General features: G+C 54.8%; 26 protein-coding genes. 21 read left to right on the top strand and 5 right to left on the bottom strand.

Translation table 11 applies throughout. The annotated features are described in order from the left end of the window. Nucleotides 1-3: 3 nt before the first annotated feature. Entirely contained in the window at nucleotides 4-459 is a 456-nt protein-coding gene (locus VXJ35_RS23795; RefSeq protein ID WP_064023825.1) for an RHS repeat protein, read from the bottom strand. A gap of 826 nt (nucleotides 460-1,285) precedes the next feature. Beyond that, the gene (locus VXJ35_RS23790) at nucleotides 1,286-2,191 is read right to left on the bottom strand and encodes a DNA-binding protein (RefSeq protein WP_064023824.1); all 906 of its coding nucleotides are present in this window, start codon (nucleotides 2,189-2,191) and stop codon (nucleotides 1,286-1,288) included. Nucleotides 2,192-2,523: 332 nt separating this feature from the next. On the opposite strand from VXJ35_RS23790, the gene VXJ35_RS23785 reads away from it, so the two are divergent. The 7 genes from VXJ35_RS23785 to VXJ35_RS23755 all read left to right on the top strand — a co-directional run bounded on the left by VXJ35_RS23785 (nucleotide 2,524) and on the right by VXJ35_RS23755 (nucleotide 7,043). Then, entirely contained in the window at nucleotides 2,524-2,751 is a 228-nt protein-coding gene (locus tag VXJ35_RS23785) for a hypothetical protein (RefSeq protein WP_064023823.1), read from the top strand. A gap of 319 nt (nucleotides 2,752-3,070) precedes the next feature. Then, nucleotides 3,071-3,319, top strand: coding sequence for an AbrB/MazE/SpoVT family DNA-binding domain-containing protein (locus tag VXJ35_RS23780; RefSeq protein ID WP_064023821.1), 249 nt, complete (start codon nucleotides 3,071-3,073; stop codon nucleotides 3,317-3,319). Continuing rightward, nucleotides 3,319-3,657, top strand: coding sequence for an endoribonuclease MazF (gene mazF, locus VXJ35_RS23775; protein WP_064023820.1), 339 nt, complete (start codon nucleotides 3,319-3,321; stop codon nucleotides 3,655-3,657). Before VXJ35_RS23780 ends, mazF begins: the two co-directional genes overlap by 1 nt. A gap of 393 nt (nucleotides 3,658-4,050) precedes the next feature. Next, on the top strand, nucleotides 4,051-5,070 hold the full coding sequence (bet, locus tag VXJ35_RS23770) for a phage recombination protein Bet (RefSeq protein ID WP_064023819.1): 1,020 nt from the start codon (nucleotides 4,051-4,053) through the stop codon (nucleotides 5,068-5,070). A 90-nt stretch (nucleotides 5,071-5,160) separates the two neighbouring features. Then, entirely contained in the window at nucleotides 5,161-5,508 is a 348-nt protein-coding gene (locus VXJ35_RS23765; RefSeq protein WP_082881142.1) for a hypothetical protein, read from the top strand. Continuing rightward, entirely contained in the window at nucleotides 5,505-6,503 is a 999-nt protein-coding gene (locus tag VXJ35_RS23760; RefSeq protein WP_064023818.1) for a YqaJ viral recombinase family protein, read from the top strand. The genes VXJ35_RS23765 and VXJ35_RS23760 overlap by 4 nt, the downstream gene beginning before the upstream one ends. Before the next feature lie 309 nt (nucleotides 6,504-6,812). Then, the gene (locus VXJ35_RS23755; RefSeq protein WP_054758400.1) at nucleotides 6,813-7,043 is read left to right on the top strand and encodes a hypothetical protein; all 231 of its coding nucleotides are present in this window, start codon (nucleotides 6,813-6,815) and stop codon (nucleotides 7,041-7,043) included. Nucleotides 7,044-7,057: 14 nt separating this feature from the next. Here VXJ35_RS23755 and VXJ35_RS23750 read toward each other — a convergent pair whose 3' ends face one another. Then, on the bottom strand, nucleotides 7,058-7,294 hold the full coding sequence (locus tag VXJ35_RS23750; RefSeq protein WP_054758403.1) for a hypothetical protein: 237 nt from the start codon (nucleotides 7,292-7,294) through the stop codon (nucleotides 7,058-7,060). A gap of 110 nt (nucleotides 7,295-7,404) precedes the next feature. Here VXJ35_RS23750 and VXJ35_RS23745 point away from each other — a divergent pair, with 110 nt between their 5' ends. After that, nucleotides 7,405-7,695, top strand: coding sequence for a hypothetical protein (locus tag VXJ35_RS23745; protein ID WP_157198359.1), 291 nt, complete (start codon nucleotides 7,405-7,407; stop codon nucleotides 7,693-7,695). Here the strand turns inward: VXJ35_RS23745 and VXJ35_RS23740 are convergent. Further along, on the bottom strand, nucleotides 7,666-7,875 hold the full coding sequence (locus VXJ35_RS23740; protein WP_157198358.1) for a hypothetical protein: 210 nt from the start codon (nucleotides 7,873-7,875) through the stop codon (nucleotides 7,666-7,668). The genes VXJ35_RS23745 and VXJ35_RS23740 overlap by 30 nt on opposite strands. Before the next feature lie 131 nt (nucleotides 7,876-8,006). Here VXJ35_RS23740 and VXJ35_RS23735 point away from each other — a divergent pair, with 131 nt between their 5' ends. The 5 genes from VXJ35_RS23735 to VXJ35_RS23715 all read left to right on the top strand — a co-directional run bounded on the left by VXJ35_RS23735 (nucleotide 8,007) and on the right by VXJ35_RS23715 (nucleotide 13,477). After that, a complete protein-coding gene (locus VXJ35_RS23735; RefSeq protein WP_064023816.1) occupies nucleotides 8,007-8,948 on the top strand; it encodes an AAA family ATPase in 942 nt (313 codons plus the stop codon). 1 nt (nucleotide 8,949) lies between these two features. Next, nucleotides 8,950-9,405 carry a hypothetical protein gene (locus VXJ35_RS23730; protein ID WP_054758406.1) on the top strand — a complete coding sequence of 152 codons (456 nt, stop codon included), beginning with the start codon at nucleotides 8,950-8,952 and terminating at the stop codon, nucleotides 9,403-9,405. A 110-nt stretch (nucleotides 9,406-9,515) separates the two neighbouring features. Beyond that, complete coding sequence (locus VXJ35_RS23725) at nucleotides 9,516-10,715, top strand: DUF3150 domain-containing protein (protein ID WP_064023815.1); 1,200 nt, start codon at nucleotides 9,516-9,518, stop codon at nucleotides 10,713-10,715. 82 nt (nucleotides 10,716-10,797) lie between these two features. Next, nucleotides 10,798-12,582, top strand: coding sequence for a nitric oxide reductase activation protein (locus VXJ35_RS23720; RefSeq protein WP_064023849.1), 1,785 nt, complete (start codon nucleotides 10,798-10,800; stop codon nucleotides 12,580-12,582). Between the two features lie 388 nt (nucleotides 12,583-12,970). Further along, nucleotides 12,971-13,477 (top strand): hypothetical protein, encoded by a 507-nt coding sequence (locus VXJ35_RS23715; protein WP_064023814.1) that lies wholly within the window; start codon nucleotides 12,971-12,973, stop codon nucleotides 13,475-13,477. A 7-nt stretch (nucleotides 13,478-13,484) separates the two neighbouring features. Here the strand turns inward: VXJ35_RS23715 and VXJ35_RS23710 are convergent, their stop codons facing one another. Continuing rightward, the gene (locus VXJ35_RS23710) at nucleotides 13,485-13,841 is read right to left on the bottom strand and encodes a hypothetical protein (protein ID WP_157198357.1); all 357 of its coding nucleotides are present in this window, start codon (nucleotides 13,839-13,841) and stop codon (nucleotides 13,485-13,487) included. A 153-nt stretch (nucleotides 13,842-13,994) separates the two neighbouring features. On the opposite strand from VXJ35_RS23710, the gene VXJ35_RS23705 reads away from it, so the two are divergent. The 8 genes from VXJ35_RS23705 (at nucleotide 13,995) to VXJ35_RS23670 (ending at nucleotide 21,058) form a co-directional block, all read left to right on the top strand. Beyond that, entirely contained in the window at nucleotides 13,995-14,576 is a 582-nt protein-coding gene (locus VXJ35_RS23705; protein WP_157198356.1) for a hypothetical protein, read from the top strand. A gap of 107 nt (nucleotides 14,577-14,683) precedes the next feature. Continuing rightward, nucleotides 14,684-16,453 (top strand): DUF4942 domain-containing protein, encoded by a 1,770-nt coding sequence (locus VXJ35_RS23700; protein WP_064023811.1) that lies wholly within the window; start codon nucleotides 14,684-14,686, stop codon nucleotides 16,451-16,453. Between the two features lie 153 nt (nucleotides 16,454-16,606). Continuing rightward, on the top strand, nucleotides 16,607-17,080 hold the full coding sequence (gene radC / locus VXJ35_RS23695; protein ID WP_064023810.1) for a RadC family protein: 474 nt from the start codon (nucleotides 16,607-16,609) through the stop codon (nucleotides 17,078-17,080). A 146-nt stretch (nucleotides 17,081-17,226) separates the two neighbouring features. Beyond that, the gene (locus VXJ35_RS23690) at nucleotides 17,227-17,850 is read left to right on the top strand and encodes a hypothetical protein (protein WP_197496108.1); all 624 of its coding nucleotides are present in this window, start codon (nucleotides 17,227-17,229) and stop codon (nucleotides 17,848-17,850) included. Nucleotides 17,851-17,938: 88 nt separating this feature from the next. Next, complete coding sequence (locus VXJ35_RS23685) at nucleotides 17,939-18,562, top strand: hypothetical protein (protein ID WP_331711097.1); 624 nt, start codon at nucleotides 17,939-17,941, stop codon at nucleotides 18,560-18,562. An 87-nt stretch (nucleotides 18,563-18,649) separates the two neighbouring features. Beyond that, nucleotides 18,650-18,985: a hypothetical protein gene (locus tag VXJ35_RS23680; RefSeq protein ID WP_157198355.1), complete on the top strand. Its 336-nt coding sequence runs from the start codon at nucleotides 18,650-18,652 to the stop codon at nucleotides 18,983-18,985. Nucleotides 18,986-19,118: 133 nt separating this feature from the next. After that, entirely contained in the window at nucleotides 19,119-20,771 is a 1,653-nt protein-coding gene (locus VXJ35_RS23675; RefSeq protein ID WP_197485088.1) for a hypothetical protein, read from the top strand. Further along, nucleotides 20,768-21,058 carry a hypothetical protein gene (locus VXJ35_RS23670; protein ID WP_064023806.1) on the top strand — a complete coding sequence of 97 codons (291 nt, stop codon included), beginning with the start codon at nucleotides 20,768-20,770 and terminating at the stop codon, nucleotides 21,056-21,058. Before VXJ35_RS23675 ends, VXJ35_RS23670 begins: the two co-directional genes overlap by 4 nt. The last annotated feature ends 28 nt before the right edge of the window (nucleotides 21,059-21,086 follow it).

Genomic DNA, 21,086 nt, shown 5'->3' with positions numbered 1-21,086 from the left:
CACTTAAACTCCTTGTTTTTTAGTTTGTCGAGCCAGTATTAGCCCTAATGCCAAAGCCATGATGACTAAACCCAATTCCGGCACGGCCGGAACGGCGACACTGGTGTTGGGAGACTGCAGCGGATTGGAGTTGGCTTGATATTCCGCCAGGTTGGTGATGCCGTCGCCGTCGCTATCCAACCCGGCATCGGCAGGACTCAGTGGATTGAGTCCGTATTGAATTTCCCAGGCATCCGGCATGCCGTCGTTATCGTCGTCCGGGTCGGCAAAATTGGCCAGCAGGTCGCCGTCGGTATCCGGGCTGTTAGTGACGCCTTGCGTGTTGAAATTCCCAGCCACATCGTATTGGTAGGCAACCACCGGTCCGTCGTTGCGGGTAACCGTCTGTAACCGGTTCAGGTCATCGTAGCTGTAGTCGATGGTGACGGCGGCTGTTGCAGGCGTGGCAAATCCGGACATCAGTCCCAAGCAGAACAACAATCCAGGATTTAGTCGGCGAATATTGCTTTTTGGGCTGCCGCTCAAAACCGACTGGGTCGATAAGGGAGTAACTGAAAGCCTGGGTGGCTGTGTTCGCCAAGTGTACGTATCAAGACGCTTCATGGGTTATCCTGTTTTTTGCGATAGTCGGTTTGGGATGCGAGCGGTCTTCGTGTTTGCTGGTGGGCAGTGAAATTACTTTTCCTGAGAAGATGGCTTCGTCTCTTTATGCAATAACTAGGCCACGGTTCGAGGGAGTCTCCAATTAGCGCCAGAGATCGTGGAGGAATTGCGGCTGCTTTGTATGAGCACCACGCTCTGACCCCATCGAAAAAATCCATGCTGCTTCACAGGCAATTCAGCAACATTAAGTGTTGCTGTAGCACCAGTGGAAGTTCGGCAACGTCCGGCCTATCTCGAATTTTTTCAATGCTGGACATCCGTGCCTGTTTAACATACCGAGTCACGTGACTTCGGTAAAAAACTACACCATCATTGTGACAAGTGTATTAATGCCCAATACTGTTATCGGTCGAGGCAAACTCCTAAGCCATTGATGGGGGATTTTTAGCGAAAAATGTAATCGGTAGACACTTGCTTAAAAGCCAAAATAAAAACTCCTTTCATCTAATTGTTTTGGAGTTTGCGCTGAAGTTTCGACTTCGAATCATTTAGGCGAGTGACGGCTTTCGAACAGTTTGCCCGTCCAAACCTAAAACTATAAATTATTCTCTCTGACCGCTTTTGGCCGGTTGGTTGAGATCGTCAACGGCGACTTTTCAGGCCCCCGGTTCAGCGCAATTAACTAATTACCAATAGCTTTCATTAACTGTTCGACCTGTGTTTTCGTGGCCGTTAATTGGCCTGTTAGAAGCGCAACCTGTTCTCGCGCGTTGCCAGCCTCTGTTTTAGCGCGATCTGTTTCAGCTTCGAGCTTAATCAGCTTTTCGCCCATACGTTGAAGTTCCGCAGCGGCTCTTTGTCGTTCCTCCTTTCGCTGTTCCTCCGCGGTTTCCACTTTGGTCTGCAGTTTGGTCAACTCCGTTTTCAATTGGTCTCGCTCGGCTGCGATAGATTCGGCGGCTTGTTTCTGAGCCGTCACCTGTTGCCGCAGCCTGGCTTGCTCTGCTTCATGCTGTTCGGTTGCTGCCTGCGCGTTCTTCTCGACCGCCTCCAATCGTTCGCGCAAGGTAGCTAGCTCAACCGCCTGTAACTGGTTCGCGGCCTGCGCGTCGGTCAAGCGTTTGGTCAACTCCCCCACCCTGGCCTTCTCATCCGTCAGCATGGTCTCCAATTCATCGACCGCCTGCGAGGCATCAGCCAGCTCGCGCTCTGATTGGACTTGCTGTTCGCGCGCCGCTCGCAACACATCAGCTACCCGCCGCTCTTGGGTTTTGACCGCTCTGTCATTCAGTTCCAGCGCTAACACGTTAATTTTGTCGACCAACCCCTTGGTCAACACCGCCAAGCTTTCGGCCACTTCCAGCGGCAACTCGACGACGGGCTCCGAATTTGTCACCGCTTGAGTGGCATTGTGCCTGTCCCAAACCTCTTTGAGCCGCTTCGGATCGCCGCCGCCGGTTAGCTTGCGTAACGCAAATCCGGTGACATTCCGATTCGCCTTCGTCAACGCCTTGCCGGCTTCGATAATTTGGTCGTCGGTAATATCGGCGGGGCGACCCAAACTGGATTCAAAGTCTTCTGCTTGCATGGCGAACTCCCATTCGGAATCAACTGCGACGGCAGGAGTTTGACATATTAAAAGAAATAAAGAAAGTAAGAAAGAAAGTTAATTCCCACGCTTCACATCTCACACCATCCTGATTTGTCGGTTGCCACAAAAAGTGGAAAGAGTGTCAAATTAGTGAAAAACGAATGACACAAATAATGAAAGAACCAGGCCACCAGTGACTTGCTTATGCTTGCCTTCGATTTCGGTTGAATAGCTTGTCAAAGTTGCAACAATTGTAGCTACCATGTTGCAACATCGCTCGAACGTTGCCACAATGTGGCTACTGTTTTGAAATTGCTTCGGAGGCGATAATGAAATTTCGGGTACACGCGGTTCTTGGTAATTTAATGGCAGGCGCGGGCTTAGCTATCTTCGTACGGACATTGTTCTTCGCTGAAACAAGTGGTCACGGCCTTGGGCGTGGAGTTAATGCTTTCGGTATGTCGGTTCCGGCTATGATGCCGATCTTGGCGGCTCTTGGGTTAGTCATCATTGGCGGCACTATCTCGGCCATCAAAATTCGCATTAGGCGTGTTTGATTGGAGGAATTAATGCATGGCTAGATACACAGGCGCGGTGAGATTCGGTGACGGCGAGCTTCGGTACTTTGTGTTTGACGGTACAACAGACACCGCGAGGCGGAGATTGTATATATCGGACAGTGAAGCGTTCTCTGCGTGGGACACGATAATCGAAAATGATAAGAGCTGCGTTGCCTGCGATGACCAAGAAGTGGAGGTTATGCCGTATTTTTGCCACGGCGATCAACGCATTGCCTTCACTTCGATGGCAAGTAAGGACCGAACGCGATTAACCGGTATAACATCTGTAAATACGCTATTTGTGAGTGACAATTAGATGCACACCGAAATTAAAAAATGGGGTAATAGCGCCGTGGTTCGATTGCCGGCGGCGATGCTTGCACAGCTAAAGCTGGAAATCGGTTCGCCGGTCGAACTGACGGCTGATGATGGCGGGTTTCGTATTGTGCCGTCCACGGCTAAGCCTGTTTTCAAGTTGGACGAGTTGCTGGCTGGCATGACTTCCGATAATCGGCATGATTGCATTGACTGGGGGCCGGATGTTGGCCGAGAAGGTAACAATTAATGGCTGTATCGTACGTACCTGAGCGCGGGGATTTGGTGTGGATTGCGTTCGATCCTCAAGCAGGCCACGAACAAGCGGGGCGCCGCCCCGGCCTGGTCGTTACGCCGCGCACTTATAACGTCAAAGCCGGGTTGGCGTTGATTTGCCCTGTAACAAGTCGGGTTAAAGGATATCCGTTTGAGGTACCGTTACCGGACGGCGACCGTGTGAGTGGTGTGATATTGGCGGATCAGATTCGGAGTCTGGATTGGGCGGCGCGTCAGGCCGAAAAGATATCTATGGTGGACGGGGCGGTATTGGCCGAAGTCTTGGCCAAAATCGAGGCTCTTATTCAATAATTCAGCCCGTGGACCAGCTATTACCCTGCATTGTCTTCGGTAAGTCCAATAGTGGCTTGCTTCTGTTAAGGCTTCAGGGATATCGCCAAGCGTTTAACCATTCTACCGATTCTTCGAGCAACATGCTCAGGTACCCAGTCGCCGCTAAAATCCACTTCCACTTCGCAATTTCTTTTGTTATAAAGGCCACTAGTATTTAGCGTTAATCAACGCTGAAGATCCTGCAACAGCAGGCGCTCCGTCTTTAGGCGGCGGGAATCGATGTTCCCGTACTGAGTGCGTCAATCTCAGCTTTCAATCCATGCGTCATTCAAGACGCCTATACCACCCAACGGGGAACGATCCGATTCCCCAATGGGAGTCCGTCGTTCCCTTTTTTTAAGGAGAACGATTATGGCTCAAAGCAATCCCGGCAAACAAAAACCCGATACGCCTACTCGCCCGGCAATGCCGGATGCTGCGAAACAAACCTATGGCCTGACGGAGCAATCCTGGAAAGTGCTGACGGAAGTCACCTTTCCCACAGCCAAAACCGCAGAAGCCATCTTGATGGCTCTGGATTATTGCAAAACCCGAAAACTCGACATCTTCAAAAAACCGGTCCATATCGTCCCGATGTGGAGTACCGCTTTAGGTCGCAATGTCGAAACCGTCTGGCCCTCCATCACGGAAATTCAGACCACCGCGTCCCGAACCGGTGTTTGGGCTGGAATGGACCGTCCCGTGTGGGGCCCGGATGTCACCAAGACCTTTACCGGGCGCTACAAAGACGACAACGACCAATGGCAGGACGTCAATGTCAGCGTAACGTTTCCCGAATGGGTGGCGGTTACCGTGTACCGGATCGTCGGCGGCCAACGTTGCGCCTTTACCGAGGAAGTCTATTGGCTTGAAGCCTACAGCACGGCCGGCGGCAAAAACTCGCAAGTGCCTACCGCGATGTGGATCAAGCGCCCCAAAGGGCAATTGGCCAAATGCGGTAAAGCGGCGTCTTTGCGCGCGGCCTTTCCGGAAGAATGCGGTTATGCCGCCGAGGAAATGGACGGCAAAATCATCGATATCGACGGCTCCGATGTTATCGATATCGATCCGCCGGCCGAACTGACTACTGCGGCACCCGAGCAACAGCCTCAAGCTGAAGCCAAGCCGGAGGTGATCGATGCATCTAAGCTCCATCCAAATTTGATTAAGGCAGTTGGAACCCTGATTAAGCGGACAAAAGATGCAAACGCATGGGCGGCGGCCGAAGAATTCATCACCAACCGATTTACTGGTGTTGACCTGATCTATGCCCGTGCGGAATTGGACAAAGCCAAACCGAAACCCGCGTTAACGCATACCGAAGGCATGACTATGCCGCCGCTATCTACGAAAGACGCCGAGCTTAACAAGGCTCGTCAAGCACTCAGATAAACCGACTTTCGGTTTTTCTCATTTACCCATCCAGGGCGTCATGATTCGCCCGGTGGGCTATTCGTGACGCTCTTCTCTTGGAGAACCGTCATGAATGAAATCACTACCTTCGATCAATCCCTCAACCGGATACCCAGCTTTACCGACTGGAGCCGTTACGACTCACCGACCGTCCTGCGCCGCTATGGGCCGGGATTTCTTGATAAAGCGCTGGATCCGGACACGGAAACCCGGCTATTTCATCGCCGGCATTCCTACGCCGACTTGGTCAGTATCGCCGATACCTTCGGCGGCATCTGCACTCTATCGCCGGGTTGCACCTTGTTGCTATTCGACGATGTCCGTCTCGCACAGCGTTGCCACGCGGTGTTGAAACAACGCAAATTAGAAGGCTTGCTGCACGGCTGTCACATCCGGATCGACGGAGAGTTCGAATGAAAATCGTCGATATCGCCCAACGCAGCGATGCGTGGCGACTGTGGCGATCGCAAGGCGTAACCGCCAGCGAAGCGGCGATTATTCTGAACCGCTCGCCTTACAAAACGCCTTGGCGCTTGTGGGCGGAACGGGTCGGCATCGTCCTGGAAGCCAACCTCGACAACCATCCATTGGTTCGTCGCGGCCGCGAACTGGAAACGAAGGCGGCGCAATGGTTCGAAGCCACGTGTGACGAACTGTTGTTGCCCTTGTGCGGCGAGTGCGATCAATACCCGTTGATCCGCGCCTCGTTCGACGGCATTCCCGCTAACGGCGAACCCGTCGAAATCAAATGCCCGCATCCCAGCACCTACGAAAACGTGGTGCAGGAAGGCGAGCAGTCGGCCGCCTATAAATTGTATTGGGTGCAAATGCAGCAGCAGTTGTTGGTCGCCGATGCCAAAAGAGGCTATCTGTGCTTCTATCTCGACGACCAGCATGTCAAGGTGTTCGACATCGCGCGCGATGACGCCTTTTTGGTGACTTTAATCAACGCGACCATCACGTTTTACGGTTGGGTCATCACTAAAAAAGAACCGCCGAAAGACCTGAAGCGGGACTTGTATTTGCCTGAAGGCGACGCCGAAATTCAATGGCATCGACTGGCGGCCGAATACCGTGCCCGGCAGAAAAAACTGGAGGCATTGAAAGCCGAAGCCACCCAACTGGCCGAACTGCAAGCCAAGACCGAAGCCCAATGGGTAGAGCAAATGGCCGATTACGTCATCGCCGAACATTCCGGCGTGCGTGTCTGTCGAAGCGTCAGCCAGGGGGGTATCGATTACAAGGCGGCTTTAACGGCCCTGCTCCCGCAACTGACTGAGGCGGAGCTGGCCCCGTACCGAAAGGCTCCGACCTCGCGGGTACGCGTGACGTGCCGAGACGACAATGGCAAAAACGCGCAAGTAGCGTTTGACCCGGATTCCTTGGCCGTGACGGAAAGCAGTTGGTTTTGAAAACACGTTAGCAACGAACGAACACTACCTCGGTAGTGTTCGTTTCTTTAAGTCGATTCAGGGCTTGTTTTAAGGTGTAAGCCAAGCCCTCAACCGACTTTTCTAGCGCTATCGTCATCGATACGCTGAAAATCCTGCAGAGCAGGCGTTCCGTCTTCAGGCGGCGATCAAGGCATATCCTTGGTGGTACCGGGTGCGTCAAACCCGGCTTCGTCCGGCCGTTGCTATCAACGGCCTATTTAATAACCCGAATGGGGCATCACGCCCTATCGGGCCATCGGTGCCCCCCCTGATTGTTGGAGGTGCACTATGACAAAATCAGAAGCTGTTTGGCTGTTTTTAACCGATCTTAAGCACCGCCGGGATACTACCCGTCGCCTGTTCGAGATGGCTAAAACCGAGCCCACCCTGGTCACGACGTATATCGCGTCGTTGCCGGACAATTGGCAACACCGTGACGATCCCGAAGTCGACTTGCTCAAGCAGCTGCACGCAGTTGCGCTGACCGCGATCGCCGAACGTGCAGTGTCTGTCGGTTGAATGTCAACCGTAGGTTAACTGTCGGTCAACTGATCGAAAGTGACCTCGCCACGCATTAAAGGACTGCTACCCGTTTCCAACGCCTGCAGTAAATCGGCCAGGAACACCGGGGAGCACGCCTGAACCAAGGCGACATCGTACTCCGCTGTCGTTTTAATCGTATTGACCGCGTAACCGCGCCTGGCGTTGTTGCGTTGTAAGCGGCGAAATTCCGCTCGGGTCAATCGGACTTTACCCGCATGCTTGATCATGCAAACCTCGATCGGTGTTGATGTTTGATATCGTTTGATGATTACCCACCCCACCCAGGGAGACCTCTCCCGATGGGGGCGTGTCTCCCTTTTTTATAGGAGATACGACCATGAACCTCAATTCTGTTTCGAAATTGCCACGCCGCGAACCCTCCATGTCCACGGCGGATAAGATCCTCGAACTGGCCGCGTTAAAACCGGCCACGGTCGCAGGCGCCTTATTGAATCATCCCGATATCTTCCGGGATCTCAACGAGTCAATTGCCACCACCTTGGTGCTATCGCTCGTCGACCGCGGCCAAGCCGACACCTTACGCCAATTGCTGGCGAGCAAGGCGATCGGCGAAGCTAAAGCCCACCTTCTGGCCGAATTACTCCTGTTGGAGGCATTCGCCGAGTAACACGGCTTGCAGCAAGCGGGATTCGGCACTCGTGTCCTTATCCCGCACGGCATCGGCCGCGACTTGCAAGGCCGCATTGTACTCCGACACCGTCTTCGGCGGCGCGGCGCGATTGGTCATCACCCGAAAGGCGTGCTGTTCCCGGTCGCTTAAACGTAGTTTATCCCCTAGTCGAATCATATCGGAGCCCTCAATGGTTTAGACCATCGTAACCGCTATGACTCATTAATCAACCCCGCAAGGGAGGTTCGCTTCCCTACCGGGGGCGCACGCCTTCTATTTCGGGAGTCACACTTAAATCAGGAGGCAGTATGTACCAACAGTATTCCGTCGCCGATACCTTCGGCGTATCCGCACCGGCCTCGATGACCGTCGAAGGCTTTGTCCCGGCAAATAATCCATTCGTGCCGGTCCAAAAACCGTATGTGTTTCGGCGCGAGCCATTGCGCGACGTCCTGGCGTTCTTTCGGAATCCGAATGGCGATGGACTGTATATCACCGGTCCCACGGGCTCCGGTAAAACCTCGTTGGTTGAGCAAGCAGCCGCGCGCTTACACTGGGGTGTGCATGCCGTTGCTGGTCATGGCCGGCTTGAGTTCAACGATTTGTTGGGCCAATTCGTCTTAACCGGCAACGGCACGATGAAATGGACCGACGGCCCGTTGACCAGCGCCGTGCGCCACGGCCACGTGCTCTTGCTCAACGAAATCGATGCGACCGACCCGGCCGAATTGCTGGGTTTGAACGATATCGTCGAAGGCAAACCGCTGATGATTGCGGCCACCGACGAAGTCGTCATGCCTCACCCGAAGTTCCGTCTGGTTGCAACCGGCAACAGTGCCGGCGCCGGCGACCAGTCGGGCTTGTATCAAGGGGTGATGCGTCAAAGCGTGGCCTTTATGGACCGCTTTCGTTTGATGGAAGTGGGCTATCCGGAACCGGACGACGAAATGAGTATGCTGGAACGCACGGTCCCGACCATGCCGCTGAGCATTCGGGAACGCATGATTCAGCTGGCCAACGAGATCCGCAAGGTCTTTATTGGCGGCACCGATTCGTCTGGTCTGCTCTCGATCACCATGTCGACCCGCAGCTTGTTGCGTTGGGCCCAGCTCAGTGCCAACTACAAAGGTTCCCCGAACGCCCTGGCCTATGCCTTGGATCGGGCGCTGGTTCTGCGGGGGGATGCGGCCGAACGCGAGGCCATCCATCGGTTGGCGCAAGACGTGTTCGGCAGCGATTGGCAGGTGTGACATGTCGGTGCTGTATTGGCAAGTCGAATGCCGCGCACCGCAACCGGTCGTCTTTGCCGTAAACCACGCCTTACATCAGTGGCGATCTTGTATCGACCGCTGGCAGCAAGACCTTGGTTTGAGTTATGTGGGTTGGCCGGATTGGGACTCGCTGCTGCGTTTAAGTGAAATCGGCCGCGGCTTTGACACCAGCGGCCAAATACACCCGGAACACGGCATTGCCCCCTGGTTATGGCTAACGGCGTTGAAAAAAGCCGGCTTCGTCGGCATCGACGTGGGCATTGTCACCGATGCGTCTCGCGAAACCTCGACCAACTTACACCAGGAATCCGAGGTGTTACAGCTATTCGGTACCAACCTAGTGCAGATCCGGCCTGTGGCTGAAGCACTGGGCTTGCTGTTGCCGTCCTTGGATCTGGTTGCCGCTTTAGGCGAAATGGACAGTGACTGGTTTTAACCGGTCACGGTTTTTACTTTTTTGAACCCGCCTTTCAACAGGCTTTATCAACCCGGAAGGGGCTTACACTGCCCTCCGGGGCAGTCGTAGGCCTCTTTTAAGGAGGCACTATGACGAAGTGTAATCAAATATTGGACCGTGTGGTCTTGGTCAAAATCCAAGCCAACATCTACGGCGCGCGGAAAAAATTGCGCAAAGAAGATCTGGTACTGGCCGACGGCAGTGAATTACCGCCCGAGGACTTGGCCAGCTTAGGCTCGAAACGTTTGCTCGATCCCGACCAGTTGGCGGACTTCAATCGCTTGAAAAAAGCGGCCGAACGCCACTGTTTACGGGTCGGCACCCGCTTCATGGGCGGTTTTGTGGTGCCGGTCGAACACACGGACGCCATCGTGAGCGAGCTGGAAAAAGTCGCTCAGGAATTCGCGGTTAATAAAGCGAAGTTCCTGGCCGGCTACGACGACGCCGTGCGCGATTGGATCAAAAAGCATCCGAGCTTTGCCGGCATTATCGAAAAGGCGATCGACCCTATGGCGTACGTGGCCACGAAGTTGGGTTTCGACTTCATGGTGGTCGCCATCCGACAACCGGAAGCATCCAGCCCCAAAGATGTGGCACGGCTGGAACAGCAAATCGATTCGATCGGCGGCCAGTTGTTTCACGAAGTGGCCAACGACGCCGAGTTATTGCTGGAACAATCCTTGATCGGAAAAGATCAGGTCACCCGGAATGCGTTGCGGCCGATTAAGCGGATTCGCGACAAACTGGATGGCTTGAGCTTTTTGGATTATCGCGTGGCACCGATCGTCACCTGGATCGATGGCGTACTGCAAGAGATCCCCAATCGCGGCGCGATCGAGGGGGCCTTGCTGCAGGAGATCATGGCAATGACCATGCTATTGGCCGATCCCGACAAGCTTCGCCGTCACGGTGAAGGCTTGTCGTCGAACCCGTCCAAGGTAACGAACGACGAAGACGCGGATGACGTGTTGTCGTCAGGGCATCCGGCATCGCCGATATCGGCAGCCGTGATCGCCCCGGTGCAAACCAGCCTGCTCGAACCGAAAGAGCCGCCCACGGTGGACCCGGACGATCTGTTTGCCGGCTTGTTAGACGATCTGTTTACCGACGATGACGATGAAGGCGAAGCTCAATCCTTTGCCGACATCGCTTCGCGGCCGGTTCTACCCGTTGCACCGCCCGCGTTGGCTGCGCAAGCGTACGGATCCGACAACGACAACAAACCCGAAACCCACGGCACCGACGAATCCGAACTACCGGCGGAAGCGGTGACCGAATTCTGGTTCTAAGCGTTTTTTTAATCACCCTATCGGGGCAATGCGACACGCCCTCGGGGCTGTGGCTTGCCCCTTGTTTTTTAAGGAGCAAGCCATGCATCAAACTTTAGAACGCGCGTTTCCCATTGTGGCGGCCGCGATCGGCAACCGCTTTGGCATTTCGGTCGCGGTCGGCGGTACTGACGCCTACACCGACGGCCAATCGATACAACTACCGGGCTACAACGGGTCCGATCCGCAGTACCAGAACTACGCATGGGGTTATCTGGCCCATGAAGCGGCGCATATTCGGTATTCGGACTTTCAGCTCGATTTTGGTGACTCGGTCCTGCGCCGGCGTATCTGCGGCGCGATCGAAGACGTGCGCATTGAGCATGAACTGGCCAAGGTCTATCCGGGCACCCGCTTGACCCTGGCAAAGATGGTGGAACAGATGTTGACCGAAGGTCGCTTAACGGCCCAGGCCGCATCCGATCATCCCGGCAATGTCCTGTTCGGCTACATTCTGAAACGGCTTCGGGCCAAGGTGTTAGGTCAAACGGTACTCGAACCCTTAGTCGACGCCACCCGAGAGGCCTTGCGCGCATGTTTTCCACGCGGCGCTTTGATTCGCTTGGAAGGCTTATTGTCGGAAGTACCGGAGGGTTTAACCTGTGAACGCGACTGTCTGGATCTGACCGATCGGATTTTGGCGATGCTCGAAGAGGAATGTACCGAACCGACGAACACGTCGGCTAGCGGTGATTCGGACTCCGATTCGGAGGATGGCGACAACGCCACCCTCGAAGATGATAACGATTCATCCGACACGGACACCGAGCGCGAGGATTCGTCATCGTCCGGTTCAGACGCAGACGGCGTCGGAAACCTGACCGATCCCGGAGACCCGGCCCCGTCCGATCAGGACGACGAACCTGGAAACGATTCGGCGGGTGCGGATAACGCTTCGTCCGAAACGGATCAGCCAGCCCAACAGGACGATAGCGCTACGCCGTCTTTAATGGACCAGCTGCGCACCACGTCCGAGCAAGACCTGGAACAGGATTGGTTCGAGACGGCGAAATCGCAATTGGGTTTGACGCCGGATTCGGCCGAAAAATGTACGCTACCGGTCGGTCTGTTTCCGAAAGGTAGTCGGCTAGTCGGCCAAGCCTTAGCAAACCGGGTGGAGCAGAACAGCAAAGCCCTGCGGGTCGCGTTGCAAAGCGCGGTGCAAGCCCACCGGCAAAATCGGCCGCAAGCCGCGCGAAACGGCCGGCGTATCAATCCTCGCCGCTTAACCAAACTCGCGTTGGGCGATACGCGGGTGTTTTGCCGATCCGGGCAACGAGTTGCGCCCAATTGTGCGGTGCATATCTTGTTGGACAAATCCGAAAGCATGGGCGAAACCCTTGTCATTCATGGCGAAGAGGTGAGTTTGCTCACTCTGGCCCTGGAAGCGTCGATGGCCTTGGCCCTAGCATTGGAGAGCATTCAAGGGGTCAATCCGGCAATCACCGCCTTTCCCGGCGCCAACGATGAATCGGTGCACCAGGTGTTACGGCACGGCGAAAAAGTCCGCGACAATTTGGGACGTTTTTCGGTCTTTTCGGCCTATACCACGCCGATGACGCAAGCCGTTTGGTTTGCCGCGGCGCAATTGCTGCAATGCCGCGAACCGCGCAAACTGCTGTTAACGGTGACCGACGGCGTACCCAACGATTTACCGGGTACGCTGTCGATCTTAAAGCGTTGCCGTGACAGCGGCATCGAAACCCTCGGCATCGGCTTGGGGGTGGAGGTTGGCCATTTGTTTCCGGTCGCCCTCACCATTCATGACCTGGCTGAATTGAGGCCTCAGCTGTTCGCACTGTCCAAAGCCATGCTATTGGCGGCGTGAGCGCTTAGGTGACTTGAATCGTGTCGATGCGTGGCCAGAACTTCATCCTAGATGAAGTCCTGCCCGTATCGACACCCTTCCCTATTGCACGCCCGGCCGGATCGGGCTACAGTGGCGGCGTGCGATATCAGCCGGTTTTTTCATGCGTCGTCCGCGACGGGACATGAAAAAATCGACTTCATGCGTTCTTTCGAGAATGCTGATTCCGGCTTCTGCCGGCGTTCCGTCTTCAGGCGGCGAGCAAAATCCATTTTGCTTGTATCGGTTGCGTTAATGCCGATCCTTAATCGGGCTTGTTACAAGCCTTTATCCATCCCGCTTCGGGCGCCATCGCCCGAACCGGGTCGTGCGTTTGAAGCATGTTCTTCCATTGCGGAAGGAGGTTTCAATGCACTTCATTTTAGGCACCATCATTCTTGCCCTATTCATCCTGGCCATCCGGGTGATCTGGCATACTCTCAAGTCCGCCCGGCTCTGGTTTAGTCAGCACTGGGCGTTATGGCAAACAGCACGCTTGCGCCAAGCTTCGGTAATGCCGGCCCTACTACCACCCCGCTTTACCGTACAAAACAGCCTGCCGGCAACGGATTGGGAAACCTTATCCCAAACCGTAAGGCAGGGTATTTTGGAACGCAACAACCGTCCGACCTACCGGCTCGAAACACTCGATATCGAGCTGCAGGTTAAACAGAAAACCCAAGCGATTATGCTTGCGGACATTGAAATAGCCAAATTGCAACTCAGTTTGGCCCAAGCACAGGAACTGCTCGCGCAGCCTGCAAAAAAGCGCCGCAAAACGCAGGTGGAAGGACCGGCCAAAAGGCCGAATCCAGCCTCTGAATTGCGCAAAGCGCTTGGCAGCGGCAAAGAGGGCTCGCGTTCGGCCGTGCATTAATCGGCGGTCAGTGCAGCCTGGTCCTATCCGAAGGCAGGTGAAACACGTTGTTGCTCTTCAGTTCCCGCTCGACATCGAGCCCGAGCTGAGGCGCAATCTCAACGATCGTCTCCTGCCGGAGCGCGCGGATGCGGGCTAACAGCGGTCCTGCAACCTGGGGATCGCGCAGTTTGGTTAACACGCCGACTTCGGCATCGTTCAAATCCGCCAGGATTTTTCGATACAAATCGAAGTGGCGTTTGCCGGGCCCTACCAGAATCGCCATCGGTTTTGGTTCGGGTTGTGGCCGGGGTTTAGGTGGTGGATCGATGATTCGATCCAGCCACTTCACCCAGTTCACTAATCGGGTCACTATCGGGTTCATCGTCGTACCTTAAAAAAAGGAAGCGTACGCAGACCTTACAACGACTTATTTAAAGTGCAACCGTTTGCCCGCGCGGCCGGCGGTTTTTTATTCACCCTGGCGGGACTCCATCCTGCAGGGTGGCGGTTCCCGCCGATCACGGAGGGTATTGCCATGTCATTCTTACCAGCTCCGGTTTCGGAGATTCTGTATCTGAACCAATACCGTTGTCCCTATTGCCAGATCGAATGGGACGACGAATGGAATTGCGCCTGCAACGACCGTTGCCCATCGTGCAATGCCGAAATCTCACCCTACCACAGCGATGTGCTGACCGAGGAGAACCCATCACCGGCCTACGCCGTGACGTACACCCTCGATTACAAGCACCGGGTGGTAGTCGGCATCGTCGCAGAGTCGGCAGACGGCGCGCAAGCGGCTGCCGAAGCCGCCTTCGACGACGGTACCATCTGGGACGACACCCCGGAAATGCCGCTGTTGTTCGACGACTTCGAGGAAGTCGACGGCAAAACCCTGCGTTGGCAGGTCGAAGCGGTCGACGTCTGGCCCAAGGCCGATGCCTCGGTGGTGAAGCTACGTCAAGAACGCACCGCGATGGCAGTGTGCCGCGGTCTGATCGACGCCTACCAGCGCGGTAAAGACGCCGGCGGCAGTATCGATTGGGACGATTTGGACCAATTGTTAACGTTAGCTAAACAAGCACTGGGATTGTCTGATTCAGACCCAGACGCTTAATCATCCTTCGGCTTTTCGCGATATCCGCGGCGAGCCTCATTATCAATCCCTGCGGGAATGTCTGTTCCCTACCGGGGCGTGGCATTCCCCTTTTTTTGGAGAATGTCATGAGAGATCCCTTTCAATACTATGCCTCGACGGAAGCGCTGAGTATCAAGGCTTGGGCAAAGTTCAAGAACACCCGGTTTGTGCGGGTCCTGGATTCATCGGCCGGCGAAGGGCATTTGCTCAAAGCCAAGCCATTCAAACAGTACCAGCGGGTACCGATTGATTGCGTCGAAATCGATATGCGTAAGCATGCGGTGTTACGTGCGCAAGGCTACACGGTGGTCGGGTTGGATTTCCTGCAGTTTCAAAACGGCAGCAGTTACTCGCACTGCATTATGAATCCGCCTTTTGCACAGGGCGCTCAGCACGTGCTGAAGGCCTGGGACATCTTGTTCGACGCTGAAATCGTCGCCATCCTCAATGCCGAAACCGTACGGAATCCATTTTCGAAAGAACGCCAGCTGTTAGTGCGTTTGATCGAACAGCATGGCGAGGTGGAGTTCTTATCTGACATGTTCGCCGGCGAGGATGCCGAACGCAAAACCAACGTCGAAATTGCGCTGATCTGGTTGAAAAAAACCTCAACCTTCGAACAGGAGATCCTCGGCAATATTTTGGACAATTTGCGTCAGGATCGTCGTGAAGCGGACGACTTGGCCAGCGCATTTCATGTGCCCCAGGAGTTAGCCTTACCGACTGCTTTTATCGATAACGCGGTATTGATGTTCGATGCCGCCTTCGAAGCGACACGGCAGGCTGTATTCAGTGAAGCCCGTGCCAGCCGCTATCGAGCCATGCTAGGTAAAACCCTGGGTGAGCTGAGTGGTGGCGGTGTGCACACTGTAGACGATTCGTCATTGGATGCGGTGAAGCAGACGCTGTACGAACGTTATCAGGACCTGAAAAATCGCGCGTGGAGTAGCATTCTGCGTTCGACTCAGGTCAAGTCACGATTGTCATCGGCGGCGCAAAAGCGGTTGGAGTCGGATTTCGAATCGATCAAGTCTTTGGAATTTACCGTGGCGAATATTTACGGTTTTCTGCAAGGCATCATCGATCAGCAAGGTGAAATTCAACTCAGCATGGTCTGCGATGTGTTCGATCTGATCACGCGCTACCACAGCGACAATGCAGTGTATTACATGGGGTGGAAATCCAATGATAAACACCGCACGCTGGGGATGCGGATCAAGACCACACGCTTCGTACTGCCAGGGCATAAAGTCGAGTCCTACCACACAGGTCTTGACTGGAATTCGGAGCAACTTCTAGCCGATTTCGACAAGGTCTTTGCCTTGCTCGAGGGCAAGACCGAAGCGGAAGTAAGTTTGGTATCGGTGTTTAGGCAGCATTTCAGTGCGCTTAAGGACGGTGAACGGATAAGCAGTAGTTACTTTGACGTTCGTTACTATCCGGGCGCCGGGACCATCCACTTTTTTCCGAAAAGCAAGACCTTGATCGACCGCATGAACCGTTGGGTTGGCTGTCGGCGACGCTGGTTACCGCCGGTGGATACTCAAGCCGGTCCAGGTTTCTGGCAGCAGTTCGAACAGGCTGAATCGCTCGATCGGGCATTTCATGCCGAGGTAAATAAACAGTGTCCAAGCGGCACCAGACACTTACGCTTCGATCCCTTTTGGGCCATCAAGCACGGCGGCGAGTCGGAACGGGAAAAAGGCAACGCCCTTTTAGCCCAGGCAATGAGCGCGGTACTGGCCAGCCGAGGGATCGATCCGGATGCGATGTTGGCGAATGAACCCGTCAACCGCAATTTGCTGGAATGGATTGATGCCTTGGAGTCCAATCAAGATCTGCCTTTGGCGTCGTAATTGAGCCTCTTTAGCAAAATATGTTCTGCCGACGGTCAACGTCGGTAGACATCGCTGACGAGGCTTTGAATATTTTTGACAACCCTTCCGGAGAAAGTCTACCCCGGAAGAGGGGCGGCTTTCTCCACATTTTAAGATTACCGGAGAAAGCCCATGTTATTCATTCAAGAAACCAATAATAGTTATCGTATGGCTGATGAACAGGATGTCATATCAGAGGCCATTAAGATCTACAACCGCACGTTCAGTCGAGGTGAAGCCTTGAACAGTCCGGACCATGCGAAGGACTGTATCAAATTGAAGTTGGCGCCATACGAGCACGAAGTATTTCTGTGTCTGTTCTTGGACAATCAACATCGCGTTATCGCTTGCGATGAATTGTTCCGGGGGACGATTGACGGCGCTACCGTGTATCCGCGCGAAGTGGTCAAAGCTGCGCTGCGCCATAATGCGGCAGCTCTGATTATGGCGCATAACCACCCGTCGGGGATTAGCGAACCTAGTCGGGCCGATCGCGCGATTACAGCAAAACTTCAAGAAGCCTTGGCCTTGATTGACGTTCGTGTACTTGATCACTTCATCGTCGGCGAAACCGTGCATTCATTCGCTGAGCATGGCTTGTTGTGAAAAGGTATTGGCGTCAAGCTTACTCCTCGATTAAGCCAAAGACCGACCCTATCTTAAGTTAACTACTGGTCTCACCAGTGCCTTACCCTGCGGGAATACCTGTTCCCGACTGGGGCGTGGTGTTCCCGCTTCAACTGGAGAACATCATGCAAAACCCCATTATTGAACAGACCAGTCACGGAAATACAGTTCGCTATCAGCGTCTGCCGTCCGGCACCTGTTATCACGAGGACACACCGCAAGAAGTCATTGCTCTGCTTGAGGAAGTACAGGGTACGCAACGGAAAATCCGTTTGTACTATGGCGACCCGGTAATGGGACAGTCCTGGTTCGACGAGAACGATGTCATCGGCCGAATCGGTCGATCCTGCGGCGACATCAAGGTGCCGTTGCTGATCGAATCGGGTGAAATCGGCGGTCCGGCTATTTTGGACCACTGTATCGTGCGGATCGACAGTCCACTACAGACCCTTTACCAGCACCCGACCTTTCGGGTCGGCGACGTTGCCATCCAAAAAGGGGTCCACGTCGATTATCCGTGGTCGGTCACGATCGACGGCCAAGTCCATGCCGGCTTTGCAAACAAACGGCGGGCAAATCCGTTTGCTGCCTTCATTCAAGGCCAACGCTTTGCCTTGCCCGTCGACAAGCACGGGCTAATCGAGTGCGAAAACGACGATTTACCCTGGCAAGTTTGGGTGAACGACCGGCAGCAGGCCGCTTTTTTGTCTGAAGCTGAAGCGACGCGGTATTGGCACGCACTGCAGTAACCGGGCGCGATTGACATTGTATTTAACCCCGACGGGTACCCTACCCGTTTGGGTGCGGCTTGTCGGGACATTTTCTGAGGAGAAAACCATGACAGACCACCGACAAATCCCTGGCGATGCCATTAAACGCACCGTACAGCAATCGTTGACAAACCGCGACTGGATCGCACTTGACAGTGTGGCCATTGCCACCAAGTGCTACGCCACCGCGGTCGGACCGAAGAAAGCTTATGTCTATTTAACCCTTTGGGGATGCGAATGGGTATTGACGGCCGACTATGAAAGTCAAGGTCGTAACATCCTGGAGCCCCTCCGCGTGACTGTGCCTGACACGGCCGATGTTGAAGATATTCGGCATTGGACGGTCAGGTTTTCGGAGGAAATCGACGCAAGGGTAGCTGAAAGCTACGCCGTCCGTCTGATCCGGAACCAACCGCAAAAGCGGCCCTTCCCGCTCGGTATCACCGTGGCAACGCCCGGTGCGGTAGCCCTGCTGCAAAAGACGCTGCTCGATCCAGGCCACTTGCTCTCACGCCACGCCTGCGGCGATTGGGGTGATCTATGCGACGAGGATCGTGCATTAAACGAAGCCGCATTGGCAGAAGGCGGACGGTTGATGTCGGTTTACCAAATTTCCGGACAGGACACCGTCTGGGTCATTACCGAAGCCGATCATTCGGCGACAACCATATTGTTGCCGGACGAATATTAACCGAGCCTTTTTGAAACCACCCTTGCGGGGAGCACCGTCTTTCCCGTACGGGAGCCTGTGTTCCCCGTCATTTTTGGAGAAGGAACCATGACTGCACTCGTATCACTCTCAAACGGAAGGATACAAACCTCTATCGCCGCACTGGCGTTGTTAACCGCCTGCGGTGTCGAAATGACAGCGTTGTTGGACCGACATGCCAACGGCGATTGGGGCGATATCAATCTGGACGAAGAACAGGAAAACGGCCTATCCCTCGTCTGCGGCGGACCGATCGTTTCGCAATTCAAGCTGTCCGGCCTGGACAGTATTCGAATTGTGACGGATACGCTCCGAAAAACGACGCGGATTAGTCTTGCGACCGAACCGTACAGGCTTGCTGGAAACGCCAGCCATTCGTTTGGCGGTGAGGCTCTGGCAGCTTAACACCACCCGCGCGCATCACATGGGATAACCCGGTGACGCGCGTTAAAACCCAATGACTCGGGGAAACGGACATTCCCCGCCAGGGGTGCGTCTCGATTTCCTCGACGTTCCAATTTAATTGAGGAAAAACACCATGAACGCACCCCTACAACTGAAAGTAAACCCTGAAAATTTAGTCCACAGTCTGAAGTGGAGTTTTACCAATCGGACGACGTATTTGGGTGAACTGATGCAGAATGCCCGCCGGGCCGGCGCCAGCTATGTCGCGTTCGACTACTGCGCCGATACCAACACCTTGACCGTGACGGACGACGGCTGCGGAATCGATTCGCTCGAAACCCTGCTCACCGTCGCCGAGTCCAGCTGGGACATGGAACTGATTGCGAAGGAACACGCCTTTGGCGTCGGTTTTCTATCCGCGATCTTCGCCTGCCGGCACCTGGGGTTATCCAGTAAAGGCGGGTGTTTTTCGGTCGATACCGATCATATCCTGGGGTTTCAACCGGTGGAGGTTTCGCCGGTGACCGATTGGAACGGTCTGACCGAAATCCGGCTGGTCGATATCGACCCAGGTAAACTCAAAAATACCCTGGAGGAATTAGCGGCCGGTTTTCCAATTCCGGTGCATTTTAACGGAGTCTCGCTACCGCGACCCAACGCCATCGATTCTATCGGGGCGGCGGAGTTTGTGGCATCGCCGGTCGGCGAAATTCGCTTGATCAACCTGATCGATTCGTATCGGTATTACCGGGATTGCTTGGTGTATTTGCAAGGCCTACCGGTATATCGAGGCCACTATTACCGTATCGGAGACACCAGCCACCTTGGCAATATCGTGCATCTGGATAGCGCTCAATTCATGGCCCGCTTACCGGATCGCGACAAATTGGTGGATGAAGCCGATGTGATTAAGCTGATCCATGAGGCGATCGCCGCGGCGGTCGAAAGCCAGCTCATGACACTGAAAACGGCCTTGAGCGCGGACGATTTCCTGACCTACTACCCGGTGCTACGCGAGTGCGGCTTGATACACTTACTCAACGATGTCGACCAACTGCCCAAAGCGCTAGTCTCCCGCATCCAACGGCCGCCGGTCTGCGATACCGACCTGTTTGGCGACTTTCTGGAAATGGTTGACCAACCAATTACCCAGTCCGCCGTCAAAAGCGGACAAGTGCAATTGGTGACGATTGACGACGATCTCCAGTCCGATGGGGCCTTGCGATACCTGCTGGCTTGGAAAAAGGGCTGGGTGCTTATCGATAACCGATTCGACGCCGGGCATTGGGTACAGCCCTACCTGCGGCACTTGAGCCAAGAAGAAGTGCGGAGTGAGATCCTTGAGGAGTCACATCGCGCGCAATTTCAAGGCATCTGGGTTTGGGTGACCGCGGTGTTTTGCCGGGCTTACCGGATTCGGATCGGCGCCGATAGTGTTGATATCGACGCACACGGTGCTTATACCGGCAACGAGCAAGACGATATCGTCCTGATTCCCTGCCAGGAAAAGTGGGGTGACGTGCTGGAACAGGTGTCGCGTTTCTGCGAGAACGACGATGACTATCAAGGTTCCTGTCACGATCAGGACGTCGAGCAATTCAGCCATTTCATCGTGGCGAATACGGCCGATGATCCGGCCGACGCGTTGAAACGGCTGATGCCGGATCTTACCGGATGCAAAGTGTTGCACGGCAACCGATTCGTGGTGGAGATTGCCCCTGATGGACAGCTGGCAGCCGTTTCGATAGCGGAACCCGCTTTAACCGACCTCGAACGGCCGTCATGACCTCGAAATTCGTCTTCGACGCGCAAACGCTGGATACGGAGCCTGACCATCCCGAGTCGCCCTTTTCGCCGCCGGCGGATTGGACGGGCGACGACGACGCCTATTTGACCTGGCTGAGAAGCCAATTCAAGGCCAGTCCTTGGGTTAGACAACGGTTAGGTTTGGCGGCCAGACGTTACGCAAAACAACAGCCTTTAGACTTTCGAGGCCGGTTCGGCGCGCTATTGCCGACTGTCCTCGATAGCATTCTGAGGAAAATACACGCCGAGCAGTCTGTCGGCGATTAACCCCATCCCCCTGACGATCGCGTTAGGG

Origin of the sequence: Methylomonas sp. DH-1, assembly GCF_046097555.1 — a bacterium.
Lineage (GTDB): Bacteria > Pseudomonadota > Gammaproteobacteria > Methylococcales > Methylomonadaceae > Methylomonas > Methylomonas koyamae.
The sequence above is the reverse complement of the archived record's forward strand: the minus strand, read 5'-3'. Positions and strand labels throughout refer to the sequence as shown.